We start from the raw sequence: 14,683 nt of genomic DNA, 5'->3' as shown, positions 1-14,683 counted from the left end.
GTCGGCGGCCTCGTGGGCGGGCGGTCAGTGGGAGCGGTAGTGCCTGCGCAGGGCGATGCCGGCCGCGACGCCGCCCGCGATCGCGCCGACCCCGGCCGCGATCGGCAGTGCGGTCATGGTGGCCTTGCGGCCGGTGCGGAAGTCCTTCACCGGCCAGTCGTGCTTCCTGGCGTGCTCGCGCAGCTCGCTGTCGGGGTTGATCGCCACCGCGCTGCCGACCAGCGACAACATCGGCAGGTCGTTGGCCGAGTCGCTGTAGGCCGTGCAGCGGGTCAGGTCGAGCCCTTCGCGGCGGGCCAGCGCCCGCACCGCCTCCGCCTTGGCCGGGCCGTGCAGCAGGTCGCCCACCAGGTGGCCGGTGTAGACGCCGCCGGCGGTCTCGGCGACCGTGCCGAGCGCGCCGGTGAGGCCGAGCCGCTGGGCGATGACCCGGGCCAGCTCGACGGGCGTGGCCGTGACGAGCCAGACGCGCTGACCGGCGTCGAGGTGGCTCTGCGCGAGCGCGCGGGTGCCGCCCCAGATGCGGTCGGCCATGACCTCGTCGTAGATCTCCTCGCCGAGGCGGACGACGTCGTCGACCTTGGCGCCCGCGACGAAGGCGAGCGCGGTCTCCCGGGCGACCGCGATGTGCTCCGGGTTCTCGTTGCCGCGCAGCCGGAACACGGCCTGGCCGACGGCGAACTTCAGCAGATCGGATGTGGTGAACATGCCGCGCGTGGCCAGCCCGCGGGCGAAGTGGTAGATGGACGCGCCGCGCATCATGGTGTTGTCGACGTCGAAGAAGGCCGCCGCCTCCAGGTCCGGCTCGACCGGCTCGGTGGGCGCGACGGTGACCGCCGCCCGCGCCGCGGCCTCGCCGGCGGCCTCGGCCCCAACCTCGTGTCGTCGTCGCATTAGCCGCCACATGCGGTTCAGCTTACCTAGCCGGTGCCACGAGCCCCTCGATGTAGTCGAGGTAGCCGGCGGCCTGTCCCTTCTGTGCCTCGTTGAGGTGGTCCAGCATCGGCTCGACCGTCTCCCGCTGCTTCTGGGCGAACTTCTTGATCTTGGACGAGCGGGGCTGCGTACGCGTCAGCCGGCTGATCCCGGAGCGGGTGGAGTCCTCCATGTCCTTGAGCGTCTGGCCGACCAGCGGGCTGTCGGTGGACGAGCCGAGCAGGCTCGCGACCTCCTTGGCGCGGGTCTCGGCCGAGGCCAGCTCGCGCTCGCCGCGTTGGGCGTCGTCGGTGCTCAGGTGCACGAGGGTGCTCTCCGCGGCCCTCTTGAGCGGGTAGAGCGTGTCGCCCGGGACCGCCTGGTACGTGGCGAAGGACGCCACCATCATGGCCCCCGCCAGGCCGAGCGTGGCGACCTGGGACAGCAGCGGACGGCGTCGGCGGCGTACGGACGGCACGGCCGGGCCCGGCGCGCGCTCCTCTTCGGGGGCCGTCAGCAGCAGGCGGCCGGAGACCAGGTCCTCGCGCAGGCGCTCGCGGAACGCCGCCTCGGGCCCGCCGCCCAGAGACGGGCCGTGCAGCTCCGTGAGACGCTCGATGACGAGCTCCCGCCGCCTGCGCGCCCTACTCATGACAGCTCCCTGAGGGATCCAGCCGTGCCAACTGGCCTAACGAGGTGCGGGTGGGAGAGGTTACGCCAGGTCGTGCTTGAGTGCCCTGGCGAGCGTTCGAATGGCCCGAAACTGCAGCGCTTTGATCGCTCCACTCTTCTTCCCCATGATCAACGCGGTTTCCGCGAGCGAGAGGCCGTGCAGGAAGCGCAGCACCACGCATTCCTGCTGGTCGGGATTGAGATCGCGGACGGCGCGCAGCACCCGGTCGTTCATGATGGCCGTGACCACCGCGTTCTCCGGGATGTGCGCGCCTTCGAGCGGCACGTCGATCAGCTCTCCCGTCGGGATCTCCAGTCGGTAGCGGCCGGACTTGAAGTGGTCGGCCACCAGGTTCCTGGCGATGGTGACGAGCCAGGCGCCGAAGTCGCGGCCCTGCCAGGTGAAGTCGCCGATCCTGCGCAGCGCGCGCAGGAAGGTCTCGCTGGTCAGGTCCTCGGCGAGCTGGTGGGAGCCGACCCGGAAGTAGATGTAGCGGTAGACGAGGTCCACGTAGCGGTCGTAGAGCGTGCCAAAGGAGTCCGTGCATCCGTTCTTGGCGTGCAGCACCAGCGTGCGGATGTCGTCGGGCACTTCTTCGCGCACGCCAAGCTCGCCCGTCCGGGCAGGTCCAGCGACCGCTGGAGCAAGCAGCCCGGCGAACGGCCACGAATCAGGCATCCGGTATCCCTAGGGGTAAGGGGTGCGGCGTGCTCGAATACTCTAGAAATCAACTGGAAATTCCACAATCCGCGCCTGCTGGCCTGGCTACGAGTAATCGCCCTATACCGTATAGGCGCCTACCCCACAGCCTGCGGCGAAGCCCCTCATGGAGCGCCTGTTTCCTCTTCGGCTACCGGCCGGGAGGCATCGTCCGGCAGCATTGGAGTCACCATGGAGATCCTCGTTGCTGTCATAGCCCTTGCCGGTGCGCTCCTCGCCGCCGTCGCGACCGGAGCCCTGATCCGCCGGCTGCGCGACGAGCCCGAGGGGTGGTTGATCGCCTGGACCGTTGCAGCTGGAGCCCTGTGCCTGTCGCTGGCCGCGATCGGCGTCGGTTACGTCCTGGGGTTCGGGCCGGTCACGTTCCGCCTCTACCAGGTGACCGGGTCGCTGCTCGCGCCGCTCTGGCTGGCCGTGGGCCTGATCCAGCTGCTGTCCGACAAGGTGCCGCCGAGGTTCCTGGCCTGGCTGTTCGGCATCGCGCTCACCGTCGTCTCCGTCGCGATCCTGACCTTCGACCCGCTCAGGTCCACCGACCTGGGCAAGTCGCTGCCGTCCGGCTCGGCCATGTGGGGGCTCATCCCGGACAAGCTGCTCATCGGCGTGCACACGATCGACGTGCTCGTCCTGCTGGCGTGCGTGGTGGTGGCCGGGCTCAAGTGGCGTGGCGGCGACGAGTACGACACCGACAACCTCCATGCGGTCCTGGTCATCGCGCCGTCGAGCATCGCCCTGGTGGGGGCCATGCGGTTCTCGGTGCCGCCGCTGTTCACCACCGCGCTGCTCGCGGTGGGCGCGGCGGCGATCTGGTACACCGTGCTGCGCCCGCTGGCGCCGTACGAGGACGACGAGGACGACCTGGAGACGCCGCACGACGACGTGGAGCGCCGGCCGGGCCGCAGGGTCGCGCCCGAGCCCGTGCCGGTGCCGGTGCCGGCCGCCGAGCCGCCTCCCGTGGCGCCCCCGCGCCGCTCGCCCGGCCTGGGCGACCTGGTGGCCGAATACCGGGCGGGCGACCAGCAGGTCGACTACGCCGCCAGGATGGGGGCCGCGCCCGACTCGGGCCCCGCGACCGGCTACATCATGAACGGCTCCCCGCCCCCGCGCATGGACACCTCCCCGCGCATGGACGCCCAGCCCTCCCGGCCCGACTACTCGATGCCCGGCACCGGCGTGGCCTACCCGGGCGCCGAGCTGTTCACCCCGTCGCAGCCCCAGCAGGCGGGCGGCAGGCCCTCGCCCAGCATCTACGGCCTGCTCACCGTCTTCACGATCATGGACGGCGCCGGCGACGCGTTCGACCGCCTGGCCGAGGCCACCGTCGAGGCCGTGCGCCGCGGCGAGCCCGACACGCTCGTCTACGCCTGCCACGCCGTCAAGTCGGCCCCCCTGCAGCGCATCGTCTACGAGCTCTACCGCGACGAGGTCGCCTACCGCGACCACCAGCGCCAGCCGCACGTCGAGCGGTTCCTCAACGAGCGTCAGGCGATGGTGCTGGCCACCAACGTCATCGAGCTCAACGTCAACGCCGCGAAGGTGGTGCCGCTGCCCACCGTCATGTTCTGACCGTCGTGTCCTAGGCGAGGGCGGCGCGCAGGCGGGCCTCGTCGACCCGCCAGAAGTCGTGCTGCACGCCGTCGATCAGCGTCACCGGGATCATCTCCCAGTACTTCTCCCTGAGCTCCTCGGAGGAGTCGATGCTGACCTCCTCCCACGGCACGCCCAGCTCTCCGGCCACCCTGGCGATGACCGCGCGGGCGTCGTCACAGAGGTGGCAGCCGGGTTTGCCGAGCAAGGTGATGCGATGCATGTCCCCAACCGTAGCGCCCCTACTTTGTGCATCGGTTCACAAAGGGATTAACCTGAAAGACGGTTCTAATCCGTTCAGCGGTCCCCACCGCCCGTTCCCTGGAGCTCCGGCACGTGAAGAGCACGTCCCAGTCCCGTGACCGCGGCATCCCCGAGGCGACGGTCGCCAGGCTTCCGTTGTACCTGCGGGCGCTGCACGGGATGGCGGAGCGCGGCGTCGCGACCGTGAGCTCGGAGGACCTGGCCGTGGCCGCGGGCGTGAACTCGGCCAAGCTCCGCAAGGATCTTTCGCACCTCGGCTCGTACGGCACCCGCGGCGTAGGCTACGAGGTGGAGTACCTCGTCTACCAGATCTCCCGCGAACTCGGCCTGACCCAGGACTGGGCGGTCGCGATCGTCGGGGTCGGCAACCTCGGCCGCGCCCTGGCGAACTACGGCGGCTTCGTCTCCAGGGGCTTCCGCGTGGCCGCGCTCTTCGACGCCGACCCCGAAGTCGTGGGCGACACCATCGCGGGGTTGAATGTGGAGCACATCGACGAACTGGAAGCCGTCATCAAGCGGCGTGGAGTCTCGATCGTGGTACTGGCGACACCGGCGGCAGCGGCGCAGGAAGTGTGCGATCGTGTTGTCGCCGTGGGCGTGACCAGCATCCTGAACTTCGCCCCAGTCGTTCTCACCGTTCCGGACACCGTCGACGTCCGGAAGGTCGACCTGTCAATCGAACTGCAGATTCTCGCGTTCCACGAGCAACGCAAAGCTGGGGGGCCACTCATGGCGGTGGACGGTCAATGAGTGTTCTGGCGATCGGACTCAGCCACCGGACCGCTCCGGTGGCGCTTCTCGAACGCGTCTCGGTGACCGGTGACGCGCTGGTCAAGCTGCTGCACGACGTGCAGCAGGACACCAGCGTCGCGGAGGCCATGGTGATCTCGACCTGCAACAGGGTCGAGATCTACGTCACGGTCGACCGCTTCCACGCCGCGGTCACCTCGATCAGCGGGCTGCTGGCCGTCCACTCCGGTGTGCCGGCCGACGAGCTGACCCCGCATCTCTACGTGCACTACGAGGAGCGGGCCGTCGAGCACCTGTTCTCGATGGTGTGCGGCCTCGACTCCATGGCCGTCGGCGAGGGCCAGATCCTGGGCCAGGTCCGCCAGGCGCTCAAGCTCGCCCAGAAGCACGGCACGGTCGGCGCGACCCTCAACGAGCTGACGCAGCAGGCGCTGCGCGTCGGCAAGCGCGCCCACACCGACACCGGCATCGACCAGGCGGGTCCCTCGCTGGTCTCGGCGGGCCTCGCGCTCGCCGGCGACCTGGCCGGGCGGCGGGCGCTGGTGGTGGGCGCGGGCTCGATGAGCTCGCTGGCCGCCGTCACGCTGCAGCGCGCCGGGGTCACCGACATCGTCGTGGCCAACCGCACGTACGAGCGGGGCGCGCGGCTGGCCGAGTCGGTCGGCGGCCGGGCTGTCGCGTTCGCCGCCGTGCGCGAGGAGCTGGCGGACGCCGACATCGTGATCACCTGCACCGGCGCCGGGCGGCACGTCATCACCCCCGACATGCTGACCGGGGGCGCGTTCCTGCTGGACCTGGCGCTGCCGCACGACATCGACCCGGCCGTGCGCGAGGTGCCCGGCGTCACGCTGGTCGACCTGGAGACGATCCAGGAGTCCGGCGTCGGCTCGCGCGGCGGCGACGCCGTGGAGTCCGTGCGCGCGCTCGTGGCCGAGGAGCTGAACGCCTACCTCGACGCCGCCCGCGCCGCCCGCGTCACCCCGACCGTGGTGGCGCTGCGCAGCAAGGCGGCGGGCGTGGTGGAGTCCGAGCTGGGCCGCCTGATGATGCGCATGCCCGATCTCGACGACAAGGCCAGGGACGAAATCGCCATGACCGTGCAGAGGGTCGTTGACAAACTGCTTCACGAGCCGACTGTGCGTGTCAAGCAGCTCGCCGCCGGTCCAGGGGGCGATCATTATGCGGAAGCCCTGCGTGAGTTGTTCAATCTCGATCCGAAGATGCCCGCGGCCGTGAGGGAGGTGGAGCTGTGAACCTGCGGTTGGGCACCCGCCGCAGCATGCTGGCGACCACGCAGTCCCAGATGGTGGCCGACGCCCTCACCGCGCGCACCGGGCACCCGGTCGAGCTGGTGGGCGTGACGACCTTCGGCGACGTGACCAAGGCGCACCTGGCGCAGCTCGGCGGCACCGGCGTGTTCGTCAGCGCGCTGCGCGACAAGCTGGTCGAGGGCGAGATCGACTTCGCCGTCCACTCGCTGAAGGACCTGCCGACCAAGCAGGACCCGCGCTTCACGCTGGCCGCGCTCCCCGAGCGCCACGACCACCGCGACGCGCTGGTCGGCTCGCACAAGTTCGCCGACCTGCCCGCAGGGGCCAGGGTCGGCACGGGCTCGCCGCGCCGCGTCGCCATGCTGAGCGCGCTCCGCCCCGACCTGGAGTACGTCCCGATCCGCGGCAACGCCGACACGCGCATCGGCAAGATCGCCGCGGGCGAGCTCGACGCCGTCGTGCTGGCCAGCGCCGGGCTCACCAGGCTCGGCCGCGGCGGCGAGATCGCGCAGATCTTCGAGGTCGAGGAGCTGCTGCCGGCCCCCGGCCAGGGCGCGCTCGCCGTGGAGTGCCTGGCCGCGCGCACCGACCTGATCGAGACCCTGTCCGTGCTCGACGACCCGCGCACGCGCAGCGCGGTGACCGCCGAACGCGCCGTGCTGTCCGCCCTGGAAGCAGGCTGCGCCGCACCCGTGGGTGCTTTCGCGGCCGATCACGGGCACACTCTGAACCTGACCGCAGTGGTCGTCTCCATCGACGGCCGCGAAGCGGTCCGCAAGTCCGCCGCCGGTTCTCCTTCGGAGGCTGCACAGCTGGGCCGCCTCCTGGCGGCCGAGATGATCGCCGAAGGGGCCGACAGATTGATGGGGGAGCAATCCCATTGAGCTCCGATAGTCCAACCTCCGGTTTCGTCGCCTTCGTGGGGGCGGGTCCCGGTGACCCCAACCTGCTGACGCTCCGCGCCGCCGAACTTCTCGGCAAGGCGGACGCCGTCGTGCTCGACGACGAGCAGTCCGGCCCGCTGCTCAAGCACTGCCGCGAGGGCGTCGAGGTCGCCGAGGGCGACTACGTCCAGCGGGCCAAGGCCGGGCAGCTCGTGGTGCGCCTGTGCGCGGGCGACCCCATGTTGTTCTCCTCGATCGACGACGAGGTCGCGGCCTGCGTGGCGGCGGAGGTGGACTTCGAGATCGTGCCCGGCGTGCCGCCCGCGACCGCGGTGCTCACCTACGCCGGCATCCCGGCGGCCACGGCCGTGCCCGAGTTCCGCGTCGTCGACGCCGCTCAGGAGCAGGACTGGTCGTCCCACGCCGCCACCCGCGGCACGCTGGTGATCTACAACGGCATCGCCGAGGCCGTCGCCATCGGCAAGGCGCTGATCGCCGGCGGCAAGCCCGACACCACGCCGGTCGCCGTCAGCAGCGGCGGCACCACCACCGAGCAGTACACCGTCGTGTCCTCGCTCGGCCGGCTCCAGGCCGACCTGAAGCACGCCGGGTTCACCGAGCCCGCGCTGATCGTCGTCGGCGAGGCCGTGGGGCAGCGCGAGCGGCTGTCGTGGTTCGAGACCAAGCCGCTGTTCGGCTGGCGGGTGCTGGTGCCGCGCACGAAGGAGCAGTCCCGCAGCCTGTCCGAGCAGCTCGTGGCCTACGGCGCGGTGCCCGAGGAGGTGCCGACCATCTCGGTCGAGCCGCCGCGCACGCCGCAGCAGATGGACCGCGCCATCAAGGGCCTGGTCACCGGCCGCTACGAGTGGGTGGCCTTCACCAGCGCCAACGCCGTCAAGGCGGTGCGCGAGAAGTTCGAGGAGTACGGGCTCGACGCGCGGGCCTTCGCCGGGCTCAAGGTGGCCGCCGTGGGCGAGGCCACCTCGCGGGCCCTGGTCGAGTTCGGCGTCAAGCCCGACCTGCTGCCCTCGGGCGAGCAGTCCTCCGAAGGGCTCGTGGCCGAGTGGCCGCCCTACGACTCGATGCTCGACCCGATCAACCGGGTGCTGCTGCCCCGGGCCGACATCTCGACCGACACGCTGGTGGCCGGGCTCACCGAGCTGGGCTGGGAGTGCGACGACGTGACGGCGTACCGGACGGTGCGCGCCGCGCCGCCGCCCGCGCCCATCCGCGAGGCGATCAAGGGCGGCGGCTTCGACGCCGTGCTGTTCACCTCGTCCTCCACCGTGCGCAACCTGGTCGGCATCGCGGGCAAGCCGCACAACGTCACCGTGATCGCGGTGATCGGGCCGCAGACGGCCAAGACGGCCGAGGAGTTCGGGCTCCGGGTCGACGTCATGTCCGACAAGCCATCCGCATCAGCCCTGGCCGCAGCGCTGGCCGAGTTCGGTGCCAAGCAGCGCCAGGCGGCCGTGGCCGCGGGTGACAGCCCGCGCAGGCCGTCCCAGAACCGCCGTGGCGCCAGGAGGAGAGCCAAGTGAGCGCCCAGTACCCCGTCGCACGTCCCCGGCGCCTGCGTCGCAGCCAGGCGCTGCGCCGGATGGTGTCGGGCACGCGGCTGCACGCCGCGGACCTGATCCTGCCGCTGTTCGTCAAGGAGGGCATCGACGCGCCGCAGCCGGTGTCGTCCATGCCAGGCGTGTTCCAGCACACCCGCGACTCGCTGCGCAAGGCCGCGCACGACGCGGCCGAGGCGGGCGTGGGCGGCCTGATCCTGTTCGGCATCCCCGCGGTCAAGGACGCGACCGGGTCGGCGGCCGACGACCCCGACGGCATCCTCCAGGTCGCGCTGCGCGAGGTGACCGCCGAGGTCGGCGACGCCCTCGTGGTCATGGCCGACACCTGCCTCGACGAGTTCACCGACCACGGCCACTGCGGGATCCTGACCCCGTCCGGCGAGGTGGACAACGACGCCACGCTGGAGCGTTACGCCTCCATCGCGCTGGCCCAGGCCGCCGCCGGCTCCCAGATGATCGCGCCGAGCGGCATGATGGACGGCCAGGTCGGCGCCATCCGCGCCGCGCTCGACGGGGCCGGCCACGCCGACGTCCCGATCCTGTCCTACTCCGTCAAGTACGCCTCCGCCTTCTTCGGGCCGTTCCGCGAGGCCGCCGAGTGCGCGCCGCAGTTCGGCGACCGCAGCACCCACCAGCAGGACCCGGCCGGGCCGCTGGAGGAGGCGCTGCGCGAGGTCAGGCTCGACCTGGCGGAGGGCGCCGACGCCGTCATGGTCAAGCCGGCGCTGGCCTACCTCGACGTCATCACCCGGGTGCGCGACGCGGTCGACGTGCCGGTGGCGGCCTACCAGGTGAGCGGCGAGTACGCGATGGTCGAGGCGGCGGCGGCCAACGGCTGGATCGACCGCGACCGGACGATCATGGAGTCGCTGGTCGCCATCAAGCGCGCCGGCGCGGACATGATCCTCACGTACTGGGCGACGGAAGTGGCGCGCCAGCTCTAACCAAGGGGTTTCCCGTCAACTCCTGAGGCGTGTGCGTTAGAGTGCGATGACAAGTGCTGGTGTGTCCCGCGGTGTGCGAACGGCCCGGAGCCGGGACCTCCTCAGGCGCTGACTCGACGGGAGACACCATGGTGGGGGTACCACTGGCTCGGCGTACCAGAAAGCGGTCGCGCCCGACACGCATCGATTCCGTGCTGGAGTACGCGTCCCTGGGCTGGCCCGTGGTGCCGGGAGCCTTTCCGCTGCGGCACGGCCCGCGCGCGTGTTCGTGCGACCGCGTCGGCTGTCCCGACCCCGGCGCCCATCCGCTCTCGCCCGCCTGGCACATGCAGGCCACGACGGACACGACGCTGCTGACCCGCTGGTGGGAGAGCGAGCCGGAGGCCAACGTGATCCTGCCCACAGGGCGCGTGTTCGACGTGTTCGACGTACCGCTCGCCGCCGGCCTGTCGGCCCTCACCAGGATCGACGCCGCCGGAGCCCACCCAGGCCCGGTCGCCGCTCAAGGCGACCGGGTCTTGTTCTATGTGGCCACCCGCGGCAACCCCGAGGACGAGGACGAGTGGTGGTCCTGCCAGCTCGACTGCGACCCGGCCACCATCGACGACACGCCGGGCCTGCGCTGGCACTGCCGCGACAGCTACGTGCTCGCGCCGCCCTCCATGCTGCCCTCGGGCCAGCCGGTCTCCTGGCTCCGGCCCCCGGACGGCCGTCCGCTGCCCGACCCGCTGCGCATCCTGGAATGGCTCGCCGACTGAGCACGCCCCGCGGCGGGGGCACGGACCTGCGGGACTAACCTGGGTCGGGTGAGCCGTACACAGAACTCCGAAGGTCTTTTCACCCGCGCCAGGGAAGTGGTGCCCGGCGGCGTCAACTCGCCCGTGCGCGCGTTCGGCGCGGTGGGCGGCACGCCGCGTTTCATGGCCTCGGGCCAGGGGCCGTACATCACCGACGTCGACGGCAACCGCTACGTCGACCTGGTCTGCTCCTGGGGCCCGATGATCCTCGGCCACCGGCATCCCGCGGTCGTCGAGGCCGTCTCCGGCGCGGTCGCCCACGGCTTCTCCTACGGCACCGCCACGCCGGGCGAGGTCGAGCTGGCCGAGGAGATCGTCTCCCGGATGGCGCCGGTCGAGAAGGTGCGCCTGGTCAGCTCCGGCACCGAGGCGACGATGAGCGCGGTGCGCCTGGCGCGCGGCTTCACCGGGCGGTCCAAGGTGATCAAGTTCGCCGGCTGCTACCACGGGCACGTCGACGCCCTGCTGGCCTCGGCCGGGTCGGGAGTGGTCACGTTCGGGCTGCCGGACACCCCCGGGGTGACCGGGGCGTCGGCGGCCGACACGATCGTGCTGCCGTACAACGACATCCAGGCGGTGGCGGAGGCGTTCGCGGCCGCCGAGGTGGCCTGCGTGATCACCGAGGCGTGCCCGGCGAACATGGGCGTCGTCCCGCCGCGCGACGGGTTCAACGCCCGGCTGCGCGAGCTGTGCACGGCCAACGGCGCGCTGCTCATCGTCGACGAGGTGCTGACCGGCTTCCGGGTCTCGTCCGCCGGCTGGTACGGCCTCGACCCGGTCGACGCCGACCTGATGACGTTCGGCAAGGTCATGGGCGGGGGTCTGCCCGCGGCGGCGTTCGGCGGCCGGGCCGACGTGATGGCCTTCCTGGCTCCGGAGGGCCCGGTCTACCAGGCGGGCACGCTGTCCGGCAATCCGCTGGCGTGCGCCGCGGGCCTGGCGACCCTGCGCGCCCTCGACGCCGACGCCTACGCGCGCATCGACGCCGCGGCGCTCGCGGTGGGCGACGCGGCGGCCGAGGCGCTGGCGAAGGCGGGCGTGCCCCACCGGTTGCAGCGTGCCGGCAGCCTGTTCTCGATCTTCTTCGCCGAGGGCGAGGTGACGAACTTCGACCAGGCCAAGGCACAGAACACGGCGGCCTTCACCGCGTTCTTCCACGCGATGCTCGACCAGGGCGTCTACCTGCCGCCGTCGGCGTACGAGGCGTGGTTCCTGTCGGCCTCGCACGATGACGAGGCGCTCAACCGGATAGCCGAGGCCCTGCCGGCAGCGGCGAAGGCGGCCGCGGCGGTTCTGTAGCCCGGCGCGGCCTGGTGCCGGCGTACAGCACGCCGGCGACGATGAGGGCCGCGGCCAGCAGCTCGGTCCAGGACAGGGGCTCGCCGGCCACCAGCGCGGCCGACGACATGCCGAACACCGGCACCAGCAGCGTGTACGGCGCCACGGTCGAGGCGTCGTACCGGCGCAGCAGCCAGCCCCACACGCCGAACCCGCCGAGCGTCGAGACGAAGGCCACGTAGGCCAGCGACAACCAGCCCTCGGCGGGGGCCGTCAGCACGGGCGGCCCCTCGACCAGCAGCGACAGCAGCAGGAGGGGCGGCGCGGAGAACGCGCTCACCCACACCATGAACCGCAGCGAGTCCGGCGGCGCGGCCCTGCGCTGCACCACGTTGCCGAGCCCCCAGGCCGCGGCGGCGGCCACGCACAGGGCGAAGGCGCCCAGCGGGCCGGACACCCCGAAGTCGAACGCGACCAGGGCCAGGCCGCCGAAGGCGACCGCCAGGCCGAGGACGCGGCGGGCGGTGAGCCGCTCGCCGAGCAGCGTCACCGCGAACAGCACGGTGAACAACGCCTGCATCTGCAGGACGAGAGAGGTCAGTCCGGCCGGCATGCCCGCTCGCATGCCCACCAGCAACAGGCCGAACTGACCCACTCCGAGAGTGGCCGCCACCCCGGCGACCCAGCGCCACGGGACTCCCGGCCGCCCCGCGAGCAGCAGGGCGGGGAACGCCGCCAGGGTGAACCTGATCCCCGCGTACAGCAGGGGAGGGAAGTGCTTCAGGCCGACCTGCATGACGACGAAGTTGAAGCCCCACACGGCCGCGAGGCCGATGGCGAGGGCGAGGTGGCGGGGGCTCACGCAGAGCGGGTCTTCTGGTACCGGTTGCGCTGCTCGCGAGCCTGCTCGGCGAGGACCTTCAGGTACGAGGTGGAACGGGTCTCGGGCTTCCTGCTCTTAATGATTCGCATGCATATATTTTCATCTGCTTCAGATACAAGGACAAGCGAGACTTTCTACGCTAAACCCTTTAGTCTGGCTTACATGTTGGACCTGAACCGGCTCAAGGCACTTCACGCCGTGCACGTGTACGGGTCGGTCGGCGCCGCGGCCGACGCGCTCATGGTCACCCCGTCGGCCGTCAGCCAGCAGATCGCCAAGCTGGAGCGGGAGACGGGCGCCCGGCTCATGGAGCGCAGCGGCCGGGGCGTCCGGCTGACCGACGCCGCCGGGCTGCTCGCCGAGCACGCCGAGCGCATCCTGGCCCTGGTCGAGACCGCGGAGGCGGACTTCGAGGCGCTGCGCGGCGAGGTCGTCGGCCGGCTCAGCATCGCCGCCTTCGCCACCGCGACCCGCGGCCTGATGCCCGGCGCGCTCGTCCAGCTCAAGAGGCACCACCCCGACCTGCACGTGCAGCTCTACGAGCGCGAGCCGGAACGGGTGCTGCGCGAGGTGGCCAGGGGCGAGCTGGACCTGGGCGTGATGCAGGACTGGCTCAACCGGCCCATCGCCATGCCCGAGGGCCTGTCCAGGGCCACGCTGCTCGACGACGTGGCCGACGTCGCCATCCCCGCCGACCATCCGCTGGCCGGGCGCAGGGAGGTGGGGCTGGCCGAGCTGCACGGCGAGCGGTGGATCAGCTCGTCGCCCGGCACGGTCTGCCACGACTGGCTGGTCTTCACGCTGCGCAACGCCTCGCTGGAGCCGGAGATCGCCTGCATGGCCGACGAGTACCCCACCCAGCTCGCGCTGGTCGCCGCCGGGCTCGGCTGCGCGATCGTGCCGCGCCTGGGCCGCGACTGCGTGCCCGACGGCGTGCGGCTGGTCCCGATCATGCCGCGGCAGACGCGCCGCATCTACGCGGTGTGGCGCACCGACGCGGCCCGCCGTCCCGCGATCAGGGCCACGGTCGAGGCCCTGATCGGCGTCAGCCGCGAGCAGGAGAACGCCTGGGCGGTCAGCTGAGCACCCGGCTGCGCACCCTGCCGTGCACCCTGCCGGGCCGCGCTCAGCTGAGCGCGATCGCCACCACGCCGCCGAGGATCACGCCCGCCGCCAGCAGCCGCCGCCGCAGGTCGCCCTCGGCCAGCAGCCGCCCGCCGAGCAGCACCGCGATCAGCACGCTCACCTCGCGCGCCGGCGCCACCACGCTCACCGGCGCCATCGTGAACGCGATCAGGACCAGCAAATACGACAGGAAGATCAGGAACGCCGCCCCCACGATCCGCGACCGGTGCTCCCGCCACACGGACCCGACCAGCCGCCGCCTGGCCCCGGCGACGAACGGCGTGAGCGCCAGCGCCCGCCCGACCTCCCCGAGGTAGTTGAGCATGATCGGCGCCACCGCGAACGCGCTGACCACCTGCGAGTCCCACACCGTGTACCCGGCGATGAACAGCCCCACGACCAGCCCCGACACCAGCCCCCGCAGGTCGCCCCGCCCGGCCGCGCCGCCGCTCATCATGAACACCCCGACCCCGACGAGCACGATCCCGGCCACGCCGGCCGGCGCCGGGTGCTCGTCCAGGAACAACACGGCGACCAGGCTGGCCAGCATCGGCCCCGTCCCGCGGGCGACGGGGTAGACCAGCGACAGGTCGCCCGCGCCGTAGCCGCGCTGGAGCAGCACGAAGTACCCCAGGTGCAGGGCCGTGCTGCCGCAGATCACCGCCAGGTCGCCCCACGACAGCCGGGTCCCCGTGACCAGCAGGAACCCGGCGAACAGCGGGCTCCACACCACCGTGGCCACGACCCCGATCAGCCAGAGGAAGACGATGCCGTCGGCCTGGGCCGCCTTCTTGCTCAGCAGGTTCCAGGTGGCGTGCGCGACGGCGGCGACGAGAATGAGGACCAGCGCCCAAGGGCTCATCCGGGCGACTCCTTCCAGGGGTGACGGAGAGGAGCCTCCAGGCTTTTGTCCCGTCAGCTGTACGGCCCGGCGGGCCGCGGCGCCGCTCGGACCTGTCTTCCGGCCCTGGTTGTGTGACGGGGGAGGCGGACCGGACGCGGAACCCTAGGCGCA

At 71.7% G+C, this 14,683-nt stretch carries 15 protein-coding genes; 9 read left to right on the top strand and 6 right to left on the bottom strand.

Annotation, left to right across the window (positions count from 1 at the left end; genetic code table 11):
* Nucleotides 1–24: 24 nt before the first annotated feature.
* From ACIBK9_RS02610 to ACIBK9_RS02600, 3 genes are read right to left on the bottom strand one after another with little or no spacing between them, the layout of a single operon-like run.
* Nucleotides 25–894: an HAD-IB family hydrolase gene (locus ACIBK9_RS02610; RefSeq protein ID WP_358290304.1), complete on the bottom strand. Its 870-nt coding sequence runs from the start codon at nt 892–894 to the stop codon at nt 25–27.
* A gap of 22 nt (nt 895–916) precedes the next feature.
* Nucleotides 917–1,567 (bottom strand): DUF5667 domain-containing protein, encoded by a 651-nt coding sequence (locus ACIBK9_RS02605; protein WP_397154621.1) that lies wholly within the window; start codon nt 1,565–1,567, stop codon nt 917–919.
* 60 nt (nt 1,568–1,627) lie between these two features.
* Nucleotides 1,628–2,191 carry a sigma-70 family RNA polymerase sigma factor gene (locus ACIBK9_RS02600; protein ID WP_357966288.1) on the bottom strand — a complete coding sequence of 188 codons (564 nt, stop codon included), beginning with the start codon at nt 2,189–2,191 and terminating at the stop codon, nt 1,628–1,630.
* A 288-nt stretch (nt 2,192–2,479) separates the two neighbouring features.
* On the opposite strand from ACIBK9_RS02600, the gene ACIBK9_RS02595 reads away from it, so the two are divergent.
* Nucleotides 2,480–3,874, top strand: a complete 1,395-nt coding sequence (locus ACIBK9_RS02595) for an antibiotic biosynthesis monooxygenase (RefSeq protein WP_358290298.1) — start codon at nt 2,480–2,482, stop codon at nt 3,872–3,874.
* Between the two features lie 10 nt (nt 3,875–3,884).
* Here ACIBK9_RS02595 and ACIBK9_RS02590 read toward each other — a convergent pair whose 3' ends face one another.
* A complete protein-coding gene (locus ACIBK9_RS02590; protein ID WP_352322537.1) occupies nt 3,885–4,118 on the bottom strand; it encodes a glutaredoxin family protein in 234 nt (77 codons plus the stop codon).
* A 113-nt stretch (nt 4,119–4,231) separates the two neighbouring features.
* On the opposite strand from ACIBK9_RS02590, the gene ACIBK9_RS02585 reads away from it, so the two are divergent.
* The 7 genes from ACIBK9_RS02585 (at nt 4,232) to hemL (ending at nt 11,681) form a co-directional block, all read left to right on the top strand.
* On the top strand, nt 4,232–4,909 hold the full coding sequence (locus ACIBK9_RS02585) for a redox-sensing transcriptional repressor Rex (protein WP_352322536.1): 678 nt from the start codon (nt 4,232–4,234) through the stop codon (nt 4,907–4,909).
* Nucleotides 4,906–6,162, top strand: coding sequence for a glutamyl-tRNA reductase (locus tag ACIBK9_RS02580; protein WP_397154617.1), 1,257 nt, complete (start codon nt 4,906–4,908; stop codon nt 6,160–6,162). Before ACIBK9_RS02585 ends, ACIBK9_RS02580 begins: the two co-directional genes overlap by 4 nt.
* Nucleotides 6,159–7,064 (top strand): hydroxymethylbilane synthase, encoded by a 906-nt coding sequence (gene hemC, locus ACIBK9_RS02575; RefSeq protein ID WP_364327342.1) that lies wholly within the window; start codon nt 6,159–6,161, stop codon nt 7,062–7,064. Before ACIBK9_RS02580 ends, hemC begins: the two co-directional genes overlap by 4 nt.
* Before the next feature lie 35 nt (nt 7,065–7,099).
* Nucleotides 7,100–8,605 carry a bifunctional uroporphyrinogen-III C-methyltransferase/uroporphyrinogen-III synthase gene (locus ACIBK9_RS02570; RefSeq protein WP_352322533.1) on the top strand — a complete coding sequence of 502 codons (1,506 nt, stop codon included), beginning with the start codon at nt 7,100–7,102 and terminating at the stop codon, nt 8,603–8,605.
* Nucleotides 8,602–9,585, top strand: coding sequence for a porphobilinogen synthase (gene hemB, locus ACIBK9_RS02565; RefSeq protein ID WP_397154615.1), 984 nt, complete (start codon nt 8,602–8,604; stop codon nt 9,583–9,585). The genes ACIBK9_RS02570 and hemB overlap by 4 nt, the downstream gene beginning before the upstream one ends.
* Nucleotides 9,586–9,713: 128 nt before the next feature.
* Nucleotides 9,714–10,343: a bifunctional DNA primase/polymerase gene (locus ACIBK9_RS02560; protein ID WP_352357287.1), complete on the top strand. Its 630-nt coding sequence runs from the start codon at nt 9,714–9,716 to the stop codon at nt 10,341–10,343.
* Nucleotides 10,344–10,391: 48 nt separating this feature from the next.
* Nucleotides 10,392–11,681: a glutamate-1-semialdehyde 2,1-aminomutase gene (hemL, locus tag ACIBK9_RS02555; protein WP_397154613.1), complete on the top strand. Its 1,290-nt coding sequence runs from the start codon at nt 10,392–10,394 to the stop codon at nt 11,679–11,681.
* Here the strand turns inward: hemL and ACIBK9_RS02550 are convergent.
* Nucleotides 11,623–12,522 carry an EamA family transporter gene (locus ACIBK9_RS02550; RefSeq protein ID WP_397154611.1) on the bottom strand — a complete coding sequence of 300 codons (900 nt, stop codon included), beginning with the start codon at nt 12,520–12,522 and terminating at the stop codon, nt 11,623–11,625. The two genes, hemL and ACIBK9_RS02550, sit on opposite strands and share 59 nt — an antisense overlap.
* A gap of 183 nt (nt 12,523–12,705) precedes the next feature.
* Here ACIBK9_RS02550 and ACIBK9_RS02545 point away from each other — a divergent pair, with 183 nt between their 5' ends.
* A complete protein-coding gene (locus ACIBK9_RS02545; RefSeq protein WP_352357281.1) occupies nt 12,706–13,626 on the top strand; it encodes a LysR family transcriptional regulator in 921 nt (306 codons plus the stop codon).
* A gap of 43 nt (nt 13,627–13,669) precedes the next feature.
* Here the strand turns inward: ACIBK9_RS02545 and ACIBK9_RS02540 are convergent, their stop codons facing one another.
* The gene (locus ACIBK9_RS02540) at nt 13,670–14,530 is read right to left on the bottom strand and encodes an EamA family transporter (protein WP_397154608.1); all 861 of its coding nucleotides are present in this window, start codon (nt 14,528–14,530) and stop codon (nt 13,670–13,672) included.
* Nucleotides 14,531–14,683: the final 153 nt, after the last annotated feature.

This window comes from Nonomuraea sp. NPDC050227 (genome assembly GCF_044459705.1).
Lineage (GTDB): Bacteria > Actinomycetota > Actinomycetes > Streptosporangiales > Streptosporangiaceae > Nonomuraea.
This window is presented reverse-complemented; position numbering and strand designations above follow the sequence as displayed.